Genomic DNA, 19,948 nt, shown 5'->3' with positions numbered 1-19,948 from the left:
GATGGAGAAGGAGGCTATGGGACATACCACCCACATGACAGGAATCGGGCGCTCTGTACGCAGCACACCAGGACGCACACAACCGCCAAACAGCTCTGTATCGGATTAAATCACCCCGCACGGGAGGAGGCCGCGAAACGCTGCCCCGCCCTTCTCTCAAAGACCAGGAGCCGTCCTTCCTCCTGTGGACATCAATTGACGTTGGCCCGTGGGAGTTCCGGGCATTGTGCGATATCCGAACCAGCCGTTCTGCCGTCGGTAGGGTCGGCTCGTGACCTACATAGTGACCCTCACACCGAGCCAGATCGCGAAGAACGAACCCGACTGGCTCGTCACGCAACGTTTCACGAAGGGATTGCCAACGGAGCTCGACACGTCCCCCGAGGGGACGCGGTTAGCGTTCCTTGTCTGCGACAACAGGGCAGGCTCGGCGAGCAACAGTCGCAAGGAGTTCCCCGAACGCGGCCGCTTCATCACCTGGGTGGGGTCGGTTCTCCACATCAACACCGTGGGACCTGTGGACAGAAGCATCACCATCGAGCCCATGCGGAGTTGCCCGAGGGCAGTTCCGCTCGACGGCCCCGAAGGCATCCTCACCGCCCTTTCCCCTGCCCACCGAGCGGCTCTGGAACAGGCCTTGTCGGGGAGCGCGGGATACTGCGGAAAAGAAACTTGGCAAGCTCTCCGGGAAGCGCTCCAGCAGAGTCACCCAGAGCTGACGCCGTACATCGACTGGTTGCTGGCCCAGCAGAACCCGGTCGTCTTCAGGCCCGACGATGCCGCGGACCGCGCATGGCAGGAACAGAAAGACGCAGCCGACTCCCTCATTCGCGTGACTGGTTTCCCCCGCTCCGCCTTGTCCGCCTGGGACCGCCCCGTCAATCGGGATGACACGTATCTCGCTGGTCTCATCCCGGAACCTGTCGAGCACAGCTTGATCGACCACGACGTTCGAGCCGGCCTCGGAGACATGTCACCGTTTTTCGACGACTGGCGGCGGCGCAGCGATGTGCGGTGTGACATCCACGTCCTGGAGGACTCGACCGGGCGCCGAATCGAGATCGTCAACGTCAATGCCACGCCGGTCGAGAACCGACTGGGTACGGACATGATTTACTACCACCATCCCACCCACAGTTTCGTCCTCGTCCAGTACAAGCGGCTGGACCCACGACGCAAGGAGTACCGGGTGGACGAGCGGCTGCATCAGCAGATGGACCGACTGGAGAAGGTGTCGCAGCTCAGCCGCGAGCCAGCGCGCCCTCACGAATGGCGCCTTGCCCAGGATTCGTGTTTCCTCAAGTTCGCCTACTGGCGGGACACTGCGACCTCTTCCTCCGACCTGGCACCCGGCATGTACCTTCCCCTCTCCTACACCCGTCTGCTGCTGGACGACGACTGCACGCTCGGGAAGCGAGGTGGGCGGATCATCAGCTATGAGCGTGTGGGCCGCTATCTCGTCAGCTCGGAGTTCACGGACTTGGTGAAGCTTGGCCTGGTCGGAACCATCGGAACCAGCGTCGAGCAGCTTCGGGACCTGGGGCTGCAACGAGCCCGTGAGGGTTACAGCGTCGTCATGGGGCTCGAGACAAGCGAGGAGACGCCTCGCGCTCGTGCCACACGTGTCCGTAACCGCAGCTCGAAGAAGAGGCCCAGGGTGACTTCATACTCCCCGCCCACCGCGCAGGAGTCCCTGTTCGACATCCCGGACTCTTGATCTACGAGGGCCCCTGCCGCCAGGGACTCGTCGTTCTGTTCCTCGCCCCACGAAGGGGACAGTGGTGAGACCCTTCATCCCGACACAGGTGCCAGGTCAGGGGGGCGGACGGATGCCGAGCGAAGCAGAGAACAGGTTCCACGGCGACATGCGCAGGGGCGCTGAACGTCTCAAGCGTGAAATCGGATACAACCCCACGCGGTTCGTACAGATGCTGGGTGAGCTGGGCGGTGTCGGGGCAGCCAAGCAGCTCCTGCGCGGTGGCAACGCCTCGGACGGTTTCACCACGCTGTGGGAAGCCGGTCGCCTCGAGTTGAGCGTCGAGGCGTTCGTTCTCCTTCCGTGGTATCGGGGCCTCTTCGAGGACCATCACTTGGACACGGCTCGGTACCGGCTGAGCGAGCACGGATTCGACGTCGAACGCTTTCTGCGGGAAGCCCAGCGGAATCCACCCGGCTGGGCTTGTGAGAGCGTCTGAACCCACGCGATCGGACGTTCAGACCGGCATGGTTTCCCGAGCCACTCCCCCACCAGCTTCCGCAGCTTCCCCCGCGTCTCCGCGTCCGTCGAGTACACGATTGTGCCGACCATGCCCCGGGTCACCACGACCTTGTAGGTGTTGCGGATCAGGCGGTCCACATCGGTGTCCGGGATGGACTTCTTGAAGACCGGGTTCCTGGACGCCGTCCGGTCCGTTTCCAGCGGTCGCCGCGCCAGACCAGGTCGGGGCCGATGATGACCCCCGACCAGTCTTGCGGGTACCTGACGGCACTGAGACTGGTACCCGTGGTCGCAGTGGGGGAGGCAGACGCCGTGTCCGGGCTCCCCTCCCCTGCCAACGCCAAGACGCCCGTCGCCAACTCTCAGCGGCGCACCTGTGCCGACCCTGCGCTGGCTCGCCGTTCCGGGCGTGATCCGGAAAGCATGGCCGATGGGCAATGGCCTGTGGAAATGTGGGGGAGGCAGACGAGTCGGGCTGTACGCCGGGTTCTGTTCCCCGGGTTCCTCGCGGAGCCCGGGGCGACGGCCATCCATCTAGGACCGGCGTTGCCGCCGGCCTCGTGCGGTCTACCCGCGGACTCGGGCGGGCAGCCCTCGAACGTCCGCGCAGAGCGCGTTTTACCGCGCTCCTTTTGACCTTGCTCCGGGTGGGGTTTACCTAGCTGCCCAGGTCACCCTGGGCACTGGTGGTCTCTTACACCACCGTTTCACCCTTACCCGGCGCCTGAGCGCCGGGCGGTTTGCTTTCTGTGGCACTGTCCCGCGGGTCACCCCGGGTGGCCGTTAGCCACCACCCTGCCCTGTGGAGCCCGGACGTTCCTCGGGAAGCCCCCTAGGGGGACTCCACGCGGCCGTCCGCCCGGCTCGTCTGCCGTGTCGACCATGGTACCCGGCGCACGTCCCGCTTCGGCGCCGTGGCCGTGGCCAGCACCGAGCCGGCGAGGATCAGGGTGAAGGCGACGCCGATGCCGAGGGTCAGGTCCTCGCCGAGGAAGAGGGCGCCCGCGGCGACGGCGACCGCCGGGTTGACGTACGTGATGACGCCGGCCCGGGTCGGGCCGATCTCCTTGATCAGCTCCAGGAAGGCCACGAACGCGATCGCGGTGCAGACGACGCCGAGACCGGCGAGGGCGGCCAGGACCTCGCCCGAGGGCAGGGTGGGGGGCCGGGTCAGGAAGGCGGCGGGGGCGTAGACGACGGCTGCCAGGATGAGGCAGGGGGTGATCAGCTGGAGGGTCGGGACGTCCTTCAGATACCGGGCGGCTATCAGCGGCGCGGTGGCGTAGCCGACGACCGTGACCAGTACCTCGGCCAGCGAGCGGGCGTCGCCGCCGGTCAGGTGCGGCACGGTGAGGACGGCGACGCCCGCGAGGCCGAGGGCCAGTCCCGTGATCCGGCGGGCGCCGACCCGCTCCTGCGCGCCGAAGAAGCGGGCCAGGAGGACGGCGACGATGGGGACGCCCGCGATGAGGAGCCCGGCCGTGGAGCTGGACAGGTGGCGTTCGGCGTCGGTGAGGGTCCACCAGGGGCCGACGATCTCGATGACCGCGAAGGCCAGCATGGGCTTCCAGTGTGTCCGCACGGTGCGGCCGAGGCCGCCCTGGCGGAGCGCGAAGGGGAGCAGGAGCGCGGCGCCGAGCGCGCACCGGACGAACACCACCACGGACGGGGACAGCTCGTCCACCGCCACCTTGATCATCAGATAGGGGATGCCCCACACCACTCCCATCAGGGAGAACAGGGCCCAGCCGCGTGCAGTCATGGCGGCAAGTCTGCGCGCCGTCCTCACCCGCCGTCTTGAACGCTGTTGCGGTACGCCGCCGGGGTCACCCCGAGCACCCGCCGGAACCAGCGCGTCAGATGCGCCTGGTCGGCGAACCCGACCAGCGCGGCCACCTCCGCCGGGCGCAGCCCGCACTCCAGCAGACCGCGCGCCCGGTGCACCCGGTACTGGGCGAGCCAGGCGTACGGCGGCACCCCCATCGCCGTACGGAAGGCGCGCAGCAGCTGGTAGCGGGACAGGCCGAGGTCGGTGGCGAGGGCGGCGAGGGAGGGCGGGTCGGTGAGTTCGTCGGCGAGGCGGTCGCGTACGGCGTGCGCGATGGCGTCGGCGCCCGGCACGGTGTCGCTCGCCGCGCGGGCCGTGGAGTGGCGGCGGGCGAGCGCCGTGAGCAGCCACGGCAGCCGCGACTCGGCCTCCAGCGGGTCGGGGCAGGCGCTCAGCTCGGTGTGGGTGCGCAGCAGGGCGGTGGCCAGCTCCGGGTCGTCCAGTACGGGTTCGCGGAAGTGGCGCGGGCCGGTGCCGAGGGTGCCGTCGGCGAGCAGGTCGGGGGTGGCGTACAGGGCGCGGTAGGAGTAGCCGCCGTCGGGGCCGGCAGGGCCGCCGGTGTGCATCTCACCGGGTTCGAGGATGACGATCGAGCCCGGTCCGGAGTGGATGCGTCCGCCCCGGTAGTCGATGAACTCCAGCCCGCCGACGGTCACCCCGATCGTGAACTCCTCGTGCGCGTGCGGGGCGTAGACGTGCCGGTCGAAGCGGGCGGTGAGCAGGTCGAGTGCCGGCCCGCACCGCCCGAGCCGGGCCCGTGTCCACCGGGCGTCTTCCCGTATCCGTACGCTCACCTCGCACCCCCGGGGACAGGGGATCAGAGGAAGTCGCTCGTGTCCAGGTCGAAGCCGAAGGGGTCGGGGAGGGTGAGCGGCTTGCCGAAGGGAACGGTGCGCAGCTCACGGTAGTCGCGCTTTCCCGGGTCGCTGAACAGCGTGACAGAGGCGACGTCCCGGTCGACGAGCAGGTAGAGGGGGATGCCGGCCCGGGCGTAGCGGGGCGCTTGGTCTCGCGGTCGGCTTGCGGTTTCGTGGAGGTGACCCCCAGCACCTGGCGACGCTGTCGCAGGGCATCCAGGGTTCGGCGCTCTTGTAGAGGTCCAGCTCCGCAGGGGCGAACGTCGCGTCCGGGATCACGTGGTCACGGAGGCAGTCCGCAGCGAAACGCAGTTTCAGCCCTTTGTTGCCCGAGAAATCCCTCGATCGTGGCTCAGCCCGCGCCGCTACGCGGGCACGAAGCGCACCGTCGCCCGCGCCGGCTCCGCCTCCGTCAGCCGTACTCGGAGGCGTTCCCCCAGCGGCAGCCGTTCGCCGTCGACGCGGCCGATGACGGCGGGGTCGGTGAGCTGGACCGTGCCGGTGGTGGGGCGGCGTTCGTCGATGTCGACGACGCAGGCGTCGAAGGTCTCGCCGACGCGGTCGGCCAGGACCGCCGCCTCGACGGCGTTCACGCACTCCCGCTCCACCGTGCCCGCCCGCCGCGCGCCCGCCGTCATCTCGGCGGGCAGCTCGTCGAGGGCGGCGAGCACCCAGTCCGGTGGGTCCTGTCCGGCCGCGGCGGCCAGGCACAGCTCGGTGGTGTAGCGGTCGGCGAGGCGGCGCAGCGGGGCGGTGCAGTGGGTGTAGGGGGCGGCGACGGCGGAGTGGGTGGTGATGGGCGGGAGGGCGCGGTCGCGGAAGACGGTGTATCCGGCGCCGCGCAGGAGGGTGGTGCACTCCAGGAGGAAGGCGGCGTGGTGGGGCCGGTGCGGGTCGAGGGTGCGGATCAGGTCGGCGTACGAGACGTGGTGCGGCCAGTCGATCCGCAGGGCGTGGGCGGTGCGGCGCAGGCGGCCCACGGCGCCGTCGGGGGCGGCGGGCAGGGTGCGCAGGATGCCGGTGCCGGAGTCGAGCATGAGGTCGGCCGCGGCCATGCCGGTGAGCAGGGAGATCTGGGCGTTCCAGGCATCGGCGGGGAGCGGGGCGCGGTAGGCGAGGGCGTAGGTGCCGTCCCGCGGGACGATCTCCTGTTCGGGGACGCTGAGGGAGATCCCGCCGCGCTCCACCTCCAGGCGTTGGCGGAGCACACCGATCGTCTTGAGCAGGGCGACCGGCTCCTCCGCGCGCCCGTCGTCGATCTGCCGCTGGACCCGGGCGTAGTCCAGCCGGGTCCGGCTGCGGACGAGGGCGCGGCGGACGTCGACGGCGAGGGTGCGGCCGTCCGCGTCGAGGTCGATCGTCCAGAGCGCGGCGGGGCGGGGGCCGTCGGGGAGCAGGCTGGCGGCGGCCTCGCCGAGGGCGGGCGGGTGGAGGGGGACGCGGTCGTCGGGGAAGTAGAGGGTCATCACCCGGCGGTGGGTCTCCGTGTCCAGGGGGCCGCCGGGGGCGACGAAGGCGGCGACGTCGGCGATGGCGTAGCGGACGCGGTAGCCGGTGCCCCGGCGCGAGAGGTGCATCGCCTGGTCGAGGTCGGTGGAGGCGGGCGGGTCGATGGTGAAGAAGGGGATGTCGGTGGCGTCGTACGACGGCAGCCGCGGCGCCCGTGCCGCTCGTTCGGCCTCGGCCAGGGCCTCGGGCGGGAAGCCGGCGGGGATCCCGAGTTCGGTGCGCAGCGCGGCGAGGGCGGCCCGCAGCGGGTCGTCGGGGGCGGCGCCGGTCACGCGCAGGGGGCGGCGGGGCATACAGCGAGCGTAGGCCGGGGGCGCGGGGCGGCACGCCGTACGCTGGCGGGGAGCTGAGACATAAGGAGTACGTGTGCTGGTCCTGCTGCCGCCCTCGGAGGGAAAGGCCTCCTCCGGTCCGGGCGCCCCGCTGAAGCTGGAGTCGCTGTCGCTGCCCGCGCTGACCGAGGCCCGTGAGGCCGTCCTCGGCGAGCTGGTCGAGCTGTGCGCGGGCGACGAGGACAAGGCGCGCGAGGTGCTGGGGCTGAGCGAGGGCCTGCGCGGGGAGGTCGCGAAGAACGCGGAGCTGCGCACGGCCGGGGCGCGGCCCGCCGGGGAGATCTACACGGGTGTGCTGTACGACGCCCTGGACCTGGCCTCGCTGGAGACGGCCGCGCGGGAGCGGGCCGCGCGCTCGCTGCTGGTGTTCTCGGGGCTGTGGGGCGCGGTCCGGGTGACGGACCGGATCCCGTCGTACCGCTGCTCGATGGGCGTGAAGCTGCCGGGGCTCGGCGCGCTGGGCGCGTACTGGCGTACGCCGATGGCCGCGGCCCTGCCCGAGGTGGCCGGGGACGGGCTGGTGCTGGATCTGCGGTCGGCGGCGTACGCGACGGCGTGGAAGCCGAAGGGCGAGCCGGCGGGGCGGACGGCGACCGTGCGGGTGCTGCACGCGCCGACCCGCAAGGTCGTCAGCCACTTCAACAAGGCGACGAAGGGCCGGATCGTGCGGAGCCTGCTGACGGCGGGGGCGGAGCCGTCGGGGCCGGCGGAGCTGGTCGAGGCGCTGCGGGACCTCGGCTACGAGGTGGAGGCGCAGGCTCCGGCGAAGGCGGGGCAGGCGTGGGCGCTGGATGTGCTGGTGGAGGAGATTCACTGAGCCGTCGCGGAGGGGACACGTTCAGGTCGTTGCAACATATGCAATGACCTTTGCACAGGGCGCTTCCCGGTGGGCAGGATGAGGGCATGGTCATGCCCTCCCCTCCGTCTGTGCTGGATCTCGCGCCCGTCGTCCCGGTGGTGGTCGTCGCCGACCCCGCCGACGCGGTCCCGCTGGCCCGCGCGCTCGTCGCCGGGGGGCTGCCGGCGATCGAGGTGACGCTGCGGACGCCGGGGGCGCTGGAGGCGATCCGGGCGATCGCCGCCGAGGTGCCTCAGGCCGTGGTCGGCGCGGGGACCGTGCTCACGCCCGCGCAGGTCGAGGAGTCCGTCGCGGCCGGGGCCCGGTTCCTGGTCAGCCCCGGCTGGACCGACGCCCTGCTGGCCGCGATGCGGGCGTCCGGGGTGCCGTTCCTGCCGGGGGTGTCGACCACCTCGGAGGTGGTCGCGCTGCTGGAGCGCGGCGTACGCGAGATGAAGTTCTTCCCGGCGGAGGCGGCCGGTGGTACGGCCTATCTGCGCTCGCTGTCCGGCCCGCTGCCGCAGGCCCGGTTCTGCCCGACCGGCGGCATCGGCCCCGACTCCGCGCCCGCCTACCTGGCCCTGCCCAACGTCGGCTGTGTAGGCGGCAGTTGGATGCTGCCCGCGGACGCGCTGGCGGCGCGGGACTGGCCCCGGATCGAACATCTGGCCAGGGAGGCGGCAGAGCTCGACGGCGAGCGGGCGCGGCGGGGGTAGACCGGCGCAGGTGCGCGGCGGGAAACAGCCCAGCTCAGACGCGGCCGGCTCGGACGGACACGGCCCGCGGATACGCACCGTACGGACGGGCACAGCCCGCGGGTGCGCCCCGTACGCACGCGTGCCGGAGCCGCCGCGCTCAGCGCAGGTGGGACGTGTCGTTCAGGAGGCGGACGCTGGCGTTGCCGTCGGCGTAGTACGCCACGACCGACACGGAGGCAGCCGACAGCTCCATGCGGAACATGGATTCCGCGGGGGCGCCCAGGGCGAGGCGGACCAGGGTCTTGATCGGGGTCACGTGGGTGACCAGGAGGACCGTGCGGCCCGCGTACGCCGCGATCAGCTTGTCGCGGGTGGCGGCGATCCGGGTCGCGGTCGCCGCGAAGCTCTCACCGCCGCCGGTCGGCTCCGCGTCCGGGGAGGCCAGCCAGGCGGCCAGGTCGTCGGGGTGGCGTTCGTGCACCTCGGCGAAGGTCAGCCCCTCCCAGGCGCCGAAGTCCGTCTCGCGCAGCCCGTCGTCGATGCCGACCTCCAGGCCGAGGCGGGCGGCGACGATCCCGGCGGTCTCCCGGGTACGGGCCAGCGGGGACGACACGATCGCCTGGATCGTGCCCCGCCGCGCCAGCGCCGCCGCGACCCGCTCGGCCTGCTCACGGCCGACGTCGGAGAGGGACGGGTCGCTGCCGCCGCTTCCGGAAAAACGCTTCTCCGGGGTGAGCGGCGTCTCGCCGTGCCGCAGCAGCACGAAGGTCGCCGGGGCACCCAGGTCCGGGGCGGAGCCCCAGCCGACGGAGGGGGTGGCGACCGTACGGGCGGCGCGCGGGTCGGCGTCCGTCTTCGCGGTACCGCCCGCGGGGGAAGCCTCGGCCGAGGTCCCGGGGGACCGGGACTGTCCGGACGCCCCCGCGTCCATCGCCTCGTTCGCCAAGCGGTCCGCGTGCTTGTTCCGCTCCCGCGGGATCCACTCGTACGTCACCTGCCCGGCCGGGAAGATCCGGGACGCTTCCATCGCGAGCGGCTTCATGTCCGGGTGCTTGATCTTCCAGCGGCCGGACATCTGCTCGACGACCAGCTTGGAGTCCATGCGGACGTGGACACGGGCGGCCGGGTCCAGTTCGTACGCGGCGCGCAGCCCGGCGAGCAGGCCCCGGTACTCGGCGACGTTGTTCGTCACCGTGCCCAGGAACTCCGCCCGCTCCGCCAGCGTCTCCCCCGTCGCCGCGTCGATCACCACGGTCCCGTAGCCCGCGGGCCCCGGGTTGCCCCGCGACCCGCCGTCGGCCTCGACGATGAACTCCCGCACCGCGAAGCCCCCTACAGCCCCGACTCGGCCGTACGCACGAGGATGCGGCGGCAGTTCTCGCAGCGCACCACCGTGTCGGGGGCGGCCTTGCGGATCTCGCTCAGCTCGGTGATGGCCAGCTCCTGGCGGCAGCCCTGGCAGGTGCGCGCGTACAGCTTCGCCGCGCCGATGCCGCCCTGCTGCTCGCGCAGCTTGTCGTAGAGCTTCAGCAGGTCGGCGGGGACGGCCCCGGCGACGACCTCGCGCTCCTTGGTGACCGACGCCGTCTCGCCGTCGATCTCCTCGAACGCGGCGTCGCGGCGCGCGGTCGCGTCGTCGATCTTCGACTGCACCGACGCCACGCGCTCGGTCAGCTCGGCGACCCGCGCCTGCGCGGACTCGCGGCGCTCCATGACCTCCAGGACGATGTCCTCCAGGTCGCCCTGGCGGCGGGCCAGGGAGGCGATCTCGCGCTGGAGGTTCTCGAGGTCCTTCGGCGAGGTGATCGCGCCGGAGTCGAGGCGCTGCTGGTCGCGGGCGGCCCGCTGGCGCACCTGGTCGACGTCCTGCTCGGCCTTGGTCTGCTCGCGGGCGCAGTCGCTCTCCTCGGTCTGCGCGGCCACCAGCAGGTCGCGCAGCTGCGTGAGGTCCTTGGTCAGCGACTCGATCTCGGCGTGCTCGGGCAGCGACCTCCGCTTGTGCGCGAGCTGCTGGAGGCGGACGTCGAGGGCCTGGACGTCGAGGAGTCGGATCTGGTCGGCGGGCGCGGCGTTCAGTTGGGGGCTCCTGCAGTTGATGTGGTGGACGCCGCGTGGGCGGTCCAGGGGTCGGTGACCGTCTTGGAGACGTGGACCCTCAGGCCCCATCCCTTGCGGTCGGAGATCTCGTCGAGCTGGCTCGCGGCCAGCTCGCACCAGGGCCACTCGGTGGCCCAGTGCGCCGCGTCGAGCAGCGCGAGGGGGCTGTGGGCCACGGCTTCCGACGCCGGGTGGTGGCGCAGGTCCGCGGTGAGGAAGGCGTCCACGCCGGCCGCCCGGACGTGGTCGAAGAGGCTGTCGCCGGAGCCGCCGCTGACGGCGACCGTGCGGACGGTCGCCTCGGGGTCGCCGGCCACGCGGATGCCCTGCGCGGTGGCGGGCAGCCGCTCGGCGGCGCGGGCGGCCAGCTCCCGGACGGTCAGCGGGTGGTCCAGTTCGCACACCCGGCCGAGGCCGCGACGGCCGTCCGGGTCGGTGGGATCCGGCACCAGGGGCCGTACGACGCGCAGGTCCAGCGCGCCCGCCAGGGCGTCCGAGACGCCGGGGTCGGCGGTGTCGGCGTTGGTGTGGGCGACGTGCAGCGCGATGTCGTTCTTGATCAGCGTGTGCACGACCCGGCCCTTGAAGGTGGAGGCCGCGACCGTCGTCGTCCCGCGCAGATAGAGCGGATGGTGGGTGACCAGCAGGTCGGCGCCGAGCTTCACCGCCTCGTCGACGATCTCCCGGACGGGGTCGACGGCGAACAGGACCCGGGTGACCTCCTGGCCGGGGTCGCCCACGACCGTGCCGACCGCGTCCCAGGACTCCGCCCGCTCGGCGGGCCACAGGTTCTCCAGCGCGGTGATGACTTCAGACAGACGGGGCACGGGAGACAGGCTACCTGCCTGTTCCGTACGCCTGTACCGGTGCCGCCGCCACATCCGGGCCGTCGCCCCATGGAGCACACGCGTCCCCGTTCCCACCGGTGAATCGCCCGGCGGCCACCCGTATGTGTGAAGCGGCGCTCGGACCGTCCCCCGTCTGTGCGTACGAAACTAGCTTCGTCGCCGGAGGTGACCGAACGATGACGGTCTGTGCAACCGAGCCCACAGCGGGAGACCGGGACGGGGACCGGAACGGCGACCCGGACGGCGCCCGGAGCGGCGACCGGTACGGCGTCCGCAACGGCGACCGGTACGGCGTCCGGCATGGCGACCTGTACGGCGACCGGTACGGCTTCTCCCCGCGGCCGGGCTGCGTGATCACCGCGGACGGCGGCTACGCCGCACGTCTCGCCCGCGACGGCGACTCCTGGTTCCCGGAGCGCTGGACCCTCGACGGCCCCGAGCCCTACGCCGTGCCGCTGCCCGGCAACCAGCCGGAGGAGCCCGGCACCGAGGTGCAGCCGATGGCCGACGGGCGGGTCCTCATCAGCCGCCACGTCGACGGGCGGCACCTCTTCTCGCTGCTCTACCCGACCGGCCCGGGCACCGGCGAGCTGCCGCTGGGCGCAGTCGACCGCGGGGACACCGAGCTGCGGCTGCTGGCGCCCGCGCCGGGCGGCGACCGCGCGTACGCCCTCGCCGCGGGCCCGCGCTCCAGCACCGTGTGGCTGGTCGCCGGGGGCGCCTTCGGACCTGAGCGGGTCGCCGAGGTCCAGGGGCGCTGCTCGGGCGGGGTGTGGCTGGACCGGGCCGGGCGGATGCTCGCCCTCGACCGCACACTGAACGGCCGTACGAAGACCGTCGTGGTCGATCTGGAGCGGGGCGGGCAGGTGTCGCCGCTGCTGCAGATCGCCGCGGGCAGCGACGACCGGCTGCTGCTCGCCGATCCCGACAGCGGGCTGCTGCTGATCCGCTCCGACGCGCCCTCGCCCGGGCACGCCCGGCTGGGCTGGGGGGTGCTCGGCAGCACCCTGCCGGTGCGGTTCCCGGACTGCCTGCGGGTGGCGGTGGACTGCGCGGTGACGCCGTTCGCCATCCAGCCCGGGCAGGTACTGACGCCGGAGAGCTGCGGGGTGGCGCTGCGGTTCGACGGTCCGGCGGGGAGCTGGATCGGCGTCTGGCACCCGACGCAGCGTCAGGTCGTCCACCTCCCGGCCCCCCAGGGCTGGCTGACCGGCACCGGACTGTGGACCCGGGACGGCGTACTCCGCCTCCCGTACTCCACCCCGGGCACTCCGTGCGGGGTCGCGGAGCTGGCTCTGCCGGGGCGGGGCGAACCGGAAGAGGAGAGCGGGGTCGCCGCCGGTGGGGCGGGGGGTGCGGATGGCGATCCGCAGAGGCAAGTCCCGGTGGGCGGAGGAGATTTGGGGGTCGCGGAAGGCCTGGGGGCCGCGGGGGACCTGGGGGCCGCGGGGGTGGCGGAGGGCCTGGGGGCCGCGGGGGTCGCGGGGCGCTTGGGGGTCGCGGGGGACTTGGGGGCCCGGGGGGACTTGGGGGCCCGGGGGGACTTGGGGGCCCGGGGGGACTTGGGGGCCGCAAGGAGCCCTGGTGTCTCGGAGCCCATGGAGGCCACCGGGGATCTGAAAGACCCGAGGGCCACCGGAGAGCTGCCGGCCACGGGGGCCACCGGCGGCCTGACGGCCATGAGGGTCACGGGAGATCCGCCGGACCCTGGGGCCATGGCACCCACAGTCGCTCCGATGACCGCGGGGGACGCGAGCCCGGAGGGTCCGGTCCGGGACGGCGCGGCTTCGTCCTCGGGGAAGCCGTCGGAACCGGACCCTCCGGCACCCGCCGCGCCACGGCCGGTGCCGTTGCAGCAAGCACCGCTGTGAGGAGGCGTGTTGGGGCGTCTTGTAACGAAGTAGTGGCGGTCGGCGTGACCGTCTGGATTCGGCCCGAGGTGTGCCGGTTAGACTCCCCCGGCTGTAAAAAAGATCATGTTGACGGGGTGAATTCTTCCGATGAGCGACGCCAGCACGTCCCAGCCGCTGCCCGCCGACGCCACCACGGCACCCGGCCACGGTAAGCACCGCGGTCCGGTCTCGGCGCACGACACCGAGACGGCCCCTCGCGGGCGGCACCGCAAGCCGGTGGAGCAGCAGACCGAGACGGCGGCCTGACGGTACGTCAGTCGGCGCGGCACCGGGCCCCGCTCACCCCAGGGTGGGCGGGGCCTCGTCGTACGCGGAGGCGGAGGCACAGCACTCACTCCCGCCGCCTCACGCGTACCGGACGCAGGTGTCGGTGAGGACCGGCGCCTCGTCCCGCTCGACGGCGCCGGCGCTCACCCGGATCTCCCGCTCCCCCCGCCACATCCGCACCCGCAGGGTCTCCCCCGGGTAGACGACCCCGGCGAAGCGCGTCGTGTAGCCGCGCACCCGGGTGACGTCCCCGCCGAGCACCGTGTCCACGACCGCCTTGAGTGTGATGCCGTAGGTGCACAGCCCGTGCAGGATGGGCCGGTCGAAACCCGCCCGCCGGGCGAACTCCGGGTCGGCGTGCAGCGGGTTCCAGTCGCCCGAGAGGCGGTAGAGCAGCGCCTGGTCCTCGCGGACGGCCCGCTCGACGGTCCGGTCGGGCGGCCCGGCGGGCGGCTCGCGCCGGGTGTCCGGGCCCCGGTCGCCGCCCCAGCCGCCCTCGCCCCGTACGTAGATCCGCGCGTCGCCGGTCCACAGCGGGCCCTCGGTGTCGGCGACGTCGGTGCGCATGACGAGGACGGCCGCCTTGCCCTTGTCGTACACGGCGGTGATCCGGCTGGTGGCGGTCGCGGTGCCCTCGACCGGGAGGGGCCGGTGCAGGGTCAGCGACTGTCCGCCGTGCAGGACGCGGGCGAGGTCGACGTCGACTCCCGGCATGGACAGTCCGCCGATCACCCCGGGGGAGCCGCCGCCCGCGACGGTGGCGAAGCTCGGCAGGACGTGCAACCGGGACTCCAGGGTGTACCGCAGCTCGGCCGGGTCGGTCGCGGGGCGGCCCGCGCCGATGCCGAGGTGGTAGAGCAGGACATCCTTCGGGGTCCAGGAGATCTCGCCGGTCCGCGGTTCGGCGGCGAGCGCCTTGGCAGCGTCGATGGGCATGGCGCCCAACGGTACGTCAGCTTTGCGACGTCGGAGGGAAGTTGGGGGTGCCTCACCCCGCCCGAGATCGCCTGGCGCACAATGACCCGTATGCCGATAAAGCACACACCGCGGCCGACGACCGCCGACGACGCGTCCTTCGTCAGCCGCACCCTGGCCCGCGCTTTCGACGACGACCCGATGATGCGCTGGTTCTTCCCCGACGACGCCACCCGTGACTCGGGCCTGACCCGGTACTTCACCACCCTTCTCCTCCGGCAGTACGGCCGGCACGGCGTCTGCGAGCACACCGACGCCGCGGCCGCGTTCTGGGTCCCGCCGGAGGGCCAGGACAAGGCCGTCCCCGACGCGGAGACCGTGCGTCAGCTCGAGGAGATCCTCGGCGACCGCGCCCCGCTGTTCCGGGACGCCGTCAAGGCCGCCGTCGAGCACGGCCCGCAGGAGCCGCACTGGTACCTCGCGGTGATCGGCGCCGACCCGGCCGCCCGGGGCCAGGGGCACGGGGCGGCCCTGCTGCGCGCGGGCCTGGCCCGGGCGGACGCGGCCGGCCTGCCCGTCTACCTGGAGTCCTCCAAGCCGTCCAACCTCGCCCTCTACGAGCACTTCGGTTTCGCGGTGCTGGCCGAGCTGCGGCTGCCGGGTGGCGGCCCGGTGCTGTGGGCGATGCGCAGGGAGCCGCAGCGCCCGGCCGGCGGATGACGGCCCCCAGGCCCTGGTCCGCCAGGCCCCAGTCCGCCAGGGCCTAGTCCGCGAGTCCGGTCACCTCCGCCGACTCGTACTCCGCGCCCTTCGGCGCGAGGCACACGAACCAGTCGACCGGGGAGCCCTCACCGAGCCGGATGAACGTCTGGCCGGTGGACGCCTCGGTGTCCCCGGGGGCCCGGTCGATCACGGTGCGGGTGCCGTCGGTCCAGGTGCAGGTGACCTGTCCGGCGGATCTGGTGACCTGGCCGACGACCAGGCGGTGCGGGCCGTCCGAGCCGGGCTCCAGGGGGACCGCGGCCGTCTGGAGGTCCTGGGGCGGGCCGCCGCCCTCCGGGAAGGCCGCCCACATGACCAGGGACTCGTCGTCGCCGACGACGCGGTGCACGAAGTACAGGCTGCTGCCGACCAGTTGGTAGGCGTGGCGGGTCCGGTCGGGGATCGCCCCGTACTCGGCCATCGCGTCCAGCTGTGCCTGCGCCTCCGCCTCGTCGCGCGGCGCGGGCCAGACGTCGAGGACGACCGACCACTGCGTGCCCTGGTCGTTTCCGGTGGCGAGCGTGGTCCGCTGCGCCGCGTACGGGTTCGGCGTCGCGGACTGCGACCGGCCGGCCGGCGGTGCCACCCGGTCGCCGCCCCCGCCGGGCAGTCCCGCGACCGCCAGCGTCGCCGACGAACCGCTGATCACCAGGGCCGTGACCGCCGCCACCGCCCAGCGGCGGGCTCTGCGGCGGCGTCCGCCCCGGATGACCGACTGGTAGGGGGCTATACCGATCTCGACCTCGTCCGCCGCCTCGGCCAGCAGGAAGGCGATGTCCGCGTGCGACGTGTGCGCCATGTCGTGCTCCGTCTCCCGGTTCGCGCCCATCACTTCCGCCCTCCGTACGTCACCATCTCGGCCAGCTCCGGTATGGCGCGGAGTTTGGCGATCCCCTTCGCCGCGTTGCTCTTCACCGCGCCCACCGAACAGCCCATCGCCTCGGCCGCCTGCGTTTCCGTCAGGTCCTCCCAGTACCGCAGCACCACCGCCTGCCGCTGCCGCGGGGGCAGCTGGGCGAGCGCCTTCAGCAGCGCGTTGCGGTCGTCCGCCTGGGAGATGCGGTCACCGGTGTCCGGCTGCTCGTGGGCGAGGCCCGAGTCGTCCTTCGGCGCGAGGAACTCCCGTAGGCGTCTGCGGTGTTTGCGCGCGTGCGCGTTGATCATCACGCGCCGTACATACGCCTCCGGTTCATCGGCCGAGCCGACCTTGCGCCAGGCCACGTAGACCTGCTCGAACGTCGACTGCACCAGGTCCTCCGCGGCGTGCTGCTCCCCCGTGAGGAGAAATGCCGTGCGCATCAGCCGCGGCCAGCGGCCGATGACGAAGGCCTGGAACTCCTCGTCCCGGGCCTGCTTCCGATCCCCCATGGGCACCTCCTAGACACACAAAGGAGTCCACGGCCCGCCGGAACCGTTGCCTCGTCGCACAGACTTTCTGCCCAGCCGCGCCGGCATCCGGCTCACGGGGCGGAGTCCAGCGCGGCCGGCGCGTCCCTGATCAGGGTGCGGGCTTCGGCTCCGTGGACGGCGTCTCCGGCGAGGTGGTCGAATGCCTCGGCGCAGAGCGCGATCCGGCTCGGTTCGGTGAGGGTGGTGGCCGCGTCCAGCGAATCGGCGTGGACGCGGTCCTCGTCGAAGATGGTGAACGTGGCCATGGGCCAGACAGCGCGCTGGGCGGTGAACGGGATCACTCCCAGGGACAACGTGGAACTGCGCAAGCACCCCGGGCTGCCGGGCACCGACACCCCCGAGGGGGCCGGTGAGGCGTTTCACGCGTACAGCGCGCTCCTCGACCACGGCGTGACATGCGCCGACTGCCGTTCGGCCGAAGGGCGCACGGCGTCCGAAGGCCGCACGGCGTCCGAAGGCCGCACGGTGTCCGAAGGCCGCACGGTGTCCGAAGGCCGCTGCGCGGTGTTCGACGGTCTGGACCGGGCATGGCGCGACGCGGGCGGCCCCTGGAAGACCTGGGCCGGCGCCGCCCCCGCCTCAGACTCCCGTCGCCACCTTCCGCAGCACCCGCATCGACCCGGCCACCGAGACCTCCTCGAACTCCCCCGACTCCAGCGCCCGCAGATAGACGCGGTACGGCGCCTGGCCGGTGAACTCGTCCTGGGGGTCGGGGAAGACGTCGTGGATGACCAGGAGGCCGCCCTCGGCGACGTGCGGGGCCCAGCCCTCGTAGTCGGCGGTGGCGTGTTCGTCGGTGTGGCCGCCGTCGATGAAGACGAGGGCGACCGGGGTGTTCCACAGCGCGGCGATCTGCGGGGAGCGGCCGACGAGGGCGACCACGTGGTCCTCCAGGCCCGCCTTGTGCAGGGTGCGGCGGAAGGTCGGCAGGGTGTCCATCAGGCCCAGCTCGGGGTCGACGGTCTCCGGGTCGTGGTACTCCCAGCCGGGCTGCTGCTCCTCGCTGCCCCGGTGGTGGTCGACCGTGATCGCCGTGACGCCGGCGGCGCGGGCCGCGTCGGCGAGGAGGATCGTGGAGCGACCGCAGTACGTGCCGACCTCCAGGAGCGGGAGGCCGAGCCGGGCCGCGTCCACCGCCGCCGCGTAGAGGGCCAGGCCCTCGTCGACGGGCATGAAGCCCTTCGCCGCCTCGAACGCGGCCAGGATCTCGGGCTCGGGTGCCGCGGTCATGGGGGTCCTTCCGGTCGTACGTGAGCGAGGGCGTGTCTGAGCAAGGGGGCAGCGGGACGGTAGCGGGACGGCTGGCGCTCCATGCTGCCGTACCCCCTGCCGGCGTCCGCACAGGGGGTACGGCAGGACGCCGGTCCTACGCCGTGACCGTCTCGCCCGGCAGCGACAGGTCCAGTTCGACCGGGCGGTCGTCGCCCGCGTGGGTCGCGGCGGAGGCGTGCGGGGCGTGGCCCGGGGCCTGGGCGGCGAGGACGTACGGGCCCGAGGCGGGGACGGTCAGCGCGTAGCTGCCGTCCTCCGCGGAGAGCGTCGCCCCCGCGCGGCGGCCCCGGCGGTCGATCAGGGTGACCCGGGCGCGGGCGACCGGGGTGCCGTCGGCGGCCAGGACCCGGCCGCGGAAGCCACCGACCGGTTCGTCGGTGGTCGGCGCCTCGATGCCGGACGGCGCCCCGATGCCGGACGGCGCCCCGGTGGCGGACAGCGCCCCGGTGGCGGACAGCTCCCTGGTGGCGGACAACGCCTCCGCCGCGCGCTCCAGGTTCGCGTCCTCCTCGCTGCTCGCCCGCAGCTGCGGCTTGCCGGAGGGGCGCTGCCCCGGCAGGAACAGGGCCAGCACCAGGCCGAGGGCGACGGCGGCGGTGGCGATGAGGAAGGAGACCCGGAAGCCGTGCATGGTCGGTATCTCGACACCGCCGACCTCGTTCGCCGTGTTCGCCAGCACCATGCCGATGACGGCGCTGGACACGGACGTACCGATGGACCGCATGAGGGTGTTGAAGCCGTTCGCCGCGCCCGTCTCGGAGGCCGGGACCGCGCCGACGATCAGCGCGGGCAGGGAGGAGTAGGCGAGGCCGATGCCCGCGCCGAGGACGACCGACGTGACGACGGTCTGCCAGGCGGCGTCCATCAGGCCGAGGCCGCCGCCGTAGCCGACGGCGATGACGAGCAGGCCGATGATCAGGGTCACCTTGGGGCCGTACCGGGCGGACAGGCGGGCGTAGACCGGTGCGGTGAACATCATCGTCAGGCCGAGCGGGGCCACGCACAGCCCCGCGACGACCATCGACCGGCCGAGGCCGTAGCCGGTCTCGGAGGGCAGCTGGAGGAGCTGGGGCAGAACGAGCGAGACGACGTAGAAGGAGACACCGACCATGATCGACGCGAGGTTGGTGAGCAGCACCTCGCGGCGTGCGGTGGTGCGCAGGTCGACCAGGGGCGCGGCGGCCCGCAGCTCCATCAGGCCCCACAGCGCGAGCACGACGGCCGACGCGGCGAACAGACCCAGAGTGGTGGCCGACGACCAGCCCCAGTCGCTGCCCTTGGTGACCGGCAGGAGCAGCAGGACCAGCCCGGCGGACAGGCCGAGGGCGCCCGGCAGGTCGAAGGAGCCGGGGGCGCGCGCCGGGGACTCGGGTACGACGAGCAGGGTGAGCGCGATGGCGAGGACGCCGAGGCCCGCGGCGCCGTAGAAGAGGGCGTGCCAGTCGGTGTGCTGGGCGACCAGGGCGGCGGCGGGCAGGGCGAGGCCGCCGCCGACGCCGATCGACGAGCTCATCAGCGCCATCGCGGAGCCGAGCCGTTCGCGCGGCAGCATGTCGCGCATCAGGCCGATGCCGAGCGGGATGGCGCCCATGGCGAAGCCCTGGAGGGTGCGGCCGACGATCATCGGCAGCAGGGCGCTGGTGAACGCGCTGATCAGCGCTCCGACGACCATCACGGCGAGACTGGTGATCAGCATGCGCCGCTTGCCGTAGAGGTCGCCGAGACGGCCCATGATGGGCGTCGCCACGGCTCCGGAGAGCAGCGTGGAGGTCAGGACCCAGGTGGCGTCGGCGGGCTCGGTGTCCAGCAGCTGCGGCAGGTCCTTGATCACCGGTACGAGCAGGGTCTGCATCACCGCGACCACGATGCCCGCGAAGGCGAGGACCGGGACCACGGCCCCGCCGGCCCTCCGGGCGGGCTGGTCAGTCGTCGTGTGTGTCATGTGTAGCGCGAACTCGGTGCGCCCAGGCAACTATTCCGTTGCTTCGACGACCTAACGATATTTTTGCGAACCATGTCGGCCCCCCTAGCGAAAGTTTCGCTCAGGTCGATCTCCACAGCAGGCGGAGGCACATCTTCAGTCATTCAACTTCCGCCTCTGCGTACCCCGTTGACGCCCCCACCGCGAGCCCGTACGGTCTGCGCATCCAATCGGAAACCCGCACGAAACTTTCGGGAGACAGT

Annotated in this window: 18 protein-coding genes, 1 other RNA gene and 3 pseudogenes; 7 read left to right on the top strand and 15 right to left on the bottom strand. The window is 72.5% G+C overall.

Annotation, left to right across the window (positions count from 1 at the left end; genetic code table 11):
• Window positions 1-271: 271 nt before the first annotated feature.
• The gene (locus ACIG0D_RS04170) at window positions 272-1,717 is read left to right on the top strand and encodes a hypothetical protein (protein ID WP_399796114.1); all 1,446 of its coding nucleotides are present in this window, start codon (window positions 272-274) and stop codon (window positions 1,715-1,717) included.
• A gap of 112 nt (window positions 1,718-1,829) precedes the next feature.
• Entirely contained in the window at window positions 1,830-2,195 is a 366-nt protein-coding gene (locus ACIG0D_RS04165; protein ID WP_399796354.1) for a hypothetical protein, read from the top strand.
• On the opposite strand, the pseudogene ACIG0D_RS04160 reads toward ACIG0D_RS04165, so the two are convergent.
• From ACIG0D_RS04160 to ACIG0D_RS04135, 6 genes and pseudogenes are all read right to left on the bottom strand, one after another.
• A pseudogene (locus ACIG0D_RS04160) lies at window positions 2,087-2,472 on the bottom strand (DNA/RNA helicase domain-containing protein); the annotation flags it as partial. The gene ACIG0D_RS04165 and the pseudogene ACIG0D_RS04160 sit on opposite strands and share 109 nt — an antisense overlap.
• Window positions 2,473-2,680: 208 nt before the next feature.
• Window positions 2,681-3,085: RNase P RNA component class A (gene rnpB / locus ACIG0D_RS04155), an RNA gene on the bottom strand.
• 115 nt (window positions 3,086-3,200) lie between these two features.
• Window positions 3,201-3,917 (bottom strand): annotated as a pseudogene (locus tag ACIG0D_RS04150) (DMT family transporter); the annotation flags it as partial.
• Window positions 3,918-4,003: 86 nt separating this feature from the next.
• Window positions 4,004-4,828: an AraC family ligand binding domain-containing protein gene (locus tag ACIG0D_RS04145; RefSeq protein WP_399796353.1), complete on the bottom strand. Its 825-nt coding sequence runs from the start codon at window positions 4,826-4,828 to the stop codon at window positions 4,004-4,006.
• A 35-nt stretch (window positions 4,829-4,863) separates the two neighbouring features.
• Window positions 4,864-5,242, bottom strand: a pseudogene (locus ACIG0D_RS04140) (Uma2 family endonuclease); the annotation flags it as partial.
• Between the two features lie 26 nt (window positions 5,243-5,268).
• Window positions 5,269-6,705 carry an RNB domain-containing ribonuclease gene (locus tag ACIG0D_RS04135; protein ID WP_399796112.1) on the bottom strand — a complete coding sequence of 479 codons (1,437 nt, stop codon included), beginning with the start codon at window positions 6,703-6,705 and terminating at the stop codon, window positions 5,269-5,271.
• 73 nt (window positions 6,706-6,778) lie between these two features.
• Between ACIG0D_RS04135 and yaaA the strand changes: the two genes are divergently transcribed.
• Together yaaA and eda are read left to right on the top strand one after the other, a co-directional pair.
• Window positions 6,779-7,561: a peroxide stress protein YaaA gene (gene yaaA, locus ACIG0D_RS04130; RefSeq protein ID WP_399796110.1), complete on the top strand. Its 783-nt coding sequence runs from the start codon at window positions 6,779-6,781 to the stop codon at window positions 7,559-7,561.
• A gap of 86 nt (window positions 7,562-7,647) precedes the next feature.
• Complete coding sequence (gene eda / locus ACIG0D_RS04125) at window positions 7,648-8,298, top strand: bifunctional 4-hydroxy-2-oxoglutarate aldolase/2-dehydro-3-deoxy-phosphogluconate aldolase (RefSeq protein WP_399796109.1); 651 nt, start codon at window positions 7,648-7,650, stop codon at window positions 8,296-8,298.
• Window positions 8,299-8,437: 139 nt separating this feature from the next.
• Here the strand turns inward: eda and ACIG0D_RS04120 are convergent, their stop codons facing one another.
• From ACIG0D_RS04120 to ACIG0D_RS04110, 3 genes are read right to left on the bottom strand one after another with little or no spacing between them, the layout of a single operon-like run.
• On the bottom strand, window positions 8,438-9,601 hold the full coding sequence (locus tag ACIG0D_RS04120) for a bifunctional RNase H/acid phosphatase (protein WP_399796108.1): 1,164 nt from the start codon (window positions 9,599-9,601) through the stop codon (window positions 8,438-8,440).
• An 11-nt stretch (window positions 9,602-9,612) separates the two neighbouring features.
• On the bottom strand, window positions 9,613-10,356 hold the full coding sequence (locus ACIG0D_RS04115) for a C4-type zinc ribbon domain-containing protein (protein ID WP_365759137.1): 744 nt from the start codon (window positions 10,354-10,356) through the stop codon (window positions 9,613-9,615).
• On the bottom strand, window positions 10,353-11,204 hold the full coding sequence (locus ACIG0D_RS04110; RefSeq protein ID WP_399796107.1) for a Nif3-like dinuclear metal center hexameric protein: 852 nt from the start codon (window positions 11,202-11,204) through the stop codon (window positions 10,353-10,355). Before ACIG0D_RS04110 ends, ACIG0D_RS04115 begins: the two co-directional genes overlap by 4 nt.
• Window positions 11,205-11,401: 197 nt before the next feature.
• On the opposite strand from ACIG0D_RS04110, the gene ACIG0D_RS04105 reads away from it, so the two are divergent.
• Together ACIG0D_RS04105 and ACIG0D_RS04100 are read left to right on the top strand one after the other, a co-directional pair.
• Window positions 11,402-13,096, top strand: coding sequence for a hypothetical protein (locus ACIG0D_RS04105; protein WP_399796106.1), 1,695 nt, complete (start codon window positions 11,402-11,404; stop codon window positions 13,094-13,096).
• Between the two features lie 129 nt (window positions 13,097-13,225).
• A complete protein-coding gene (locus ACIG0D_RS04100) occupies window positions 13,226-13,384 on the top strand; it encodes a hypothetical protein (RefSeq protein WP_399796105.1) in 159 nt (52 codons plus the stop codon).
• A 99-nt stretch (window positions 13,385-13,483) separates the two neighbouring features.
• Here ACIG0D_RS04100 and ACIG0D_RS04095 read toward each other — a convergent pair whose 3' ends face one another.
• Window positions 13,484-14,341, bottom strand: coding sequence for a MaoC/PaaZ C-terminal domain-containing protein (locus tag ACIG0D_RS04095; RefSeq protein WP_399796104.1), 858 nt, complete (start codon window positions 14,339-14,341; stop codon window positions 13,484-13,486).
• An 81-nt stretch (window positions 14,342-14,422) separates the two neighbouring features.
• Between ACIG0D_RS04095 and ACIG0D_RS04090 the strand changes: the two genes are divergently transcribed.
• Window positions 14,423-15,040 carry a GNAT family N-acetyltransferase gene (locus ACIG0D_RS04090; protein ID WP_399796103.1) on the top strand — a complete coding sequence of 206 codons (618 nt, stop codon included), beginning with the start codon at window positions 14,423-14,425 and terminating at the stop codon, window positions 15,038-15,040.
• A 43-nt stretch (window positions 15,041-15,083) separates the two neighbouring features.
• Here ACIG0D_RS04090 and ACIG0D_RS04085 read toward each other — a convergent pair whose 3' ends face one another.
• From ACIG0D_RS04085 to ACIG0D_RS04065, 5 genes are all read right to left on the bottom strand, one after another.
• Window positions 15,084-15,881: a hypothetical protein gene (locus ACIG0D_RS04085; protein WP_399796102.1), complete on the bottom strand. Its 798-nt coding sequence runs from the start codon at window positions 15,879-15,881 to the stop codon at window positions 15,084-15,086.
• Window positions 15,882-15,910: 29 nt separating this feature from the next.
• Window positions 15,911-16,450, bottom strand: coding sequence for a SigE family RNA polymerase sigma factor (locus ACIG0D_RS04080; protein ID WP_165997881.1), 540 nt, complete (start codon window positions 16,448-16,450; stop codon window positions 15,911-15,913).
• Window positions 16,451-16,542: 92 nt separating this feature from the next.
• Window positions 16,543-16,821, bottom strand: a complete 279-nt coding sequence (locus tag ACIG0D_RS04075) for a Scr1 family TA system antitoxin-like transcriptional regulator (protein WP_399796101.1) — start codon at window positions 16,819-16,821, stop codon at window positions 16,543-16,545.
• Between the two features lie 250 nt (window positions 16,822-17,071).
• Complete coding sequence (locus ACIG0D_RS04070; protein WP_399796100.1) at window positions 17,072-17,722, bottom strand: class I SAM-dependent methyltransferase; 651 nt, start codon at window positions 17,720-17,722, stop codon at window positions 17,072-17,074.
• 136 nt (window positions 17,723-17,858) lie between these two features.
• Window positions 17,859-19,706 (bottom strand): MFS transporter, encoded by a 1,848-nt coding sequence (locus ACIG0D_RS04065; protein ID WP_399796099.1) that lies wholly within the window; start codon window positions 19,704-19,706, stop codon window positions 17,859-17,861.
• Window positions 19,707-19,948 lie beyond the last annotated feature (242 nt).

Origin of the sequence: Streptomyces sp. NPDC052773, from assembly GCF_044547145.1 — a bacterium.
Lineage (GTDB): Bacteria > Actinomycetota > Actinomycetes > Streptomycetales > Streptomycetaceae > Streptomyces.
Note: the sequence above shows the minus strand (reverse complement) of the source record. Positions and strands in the feature narration are given on the sequence as shown.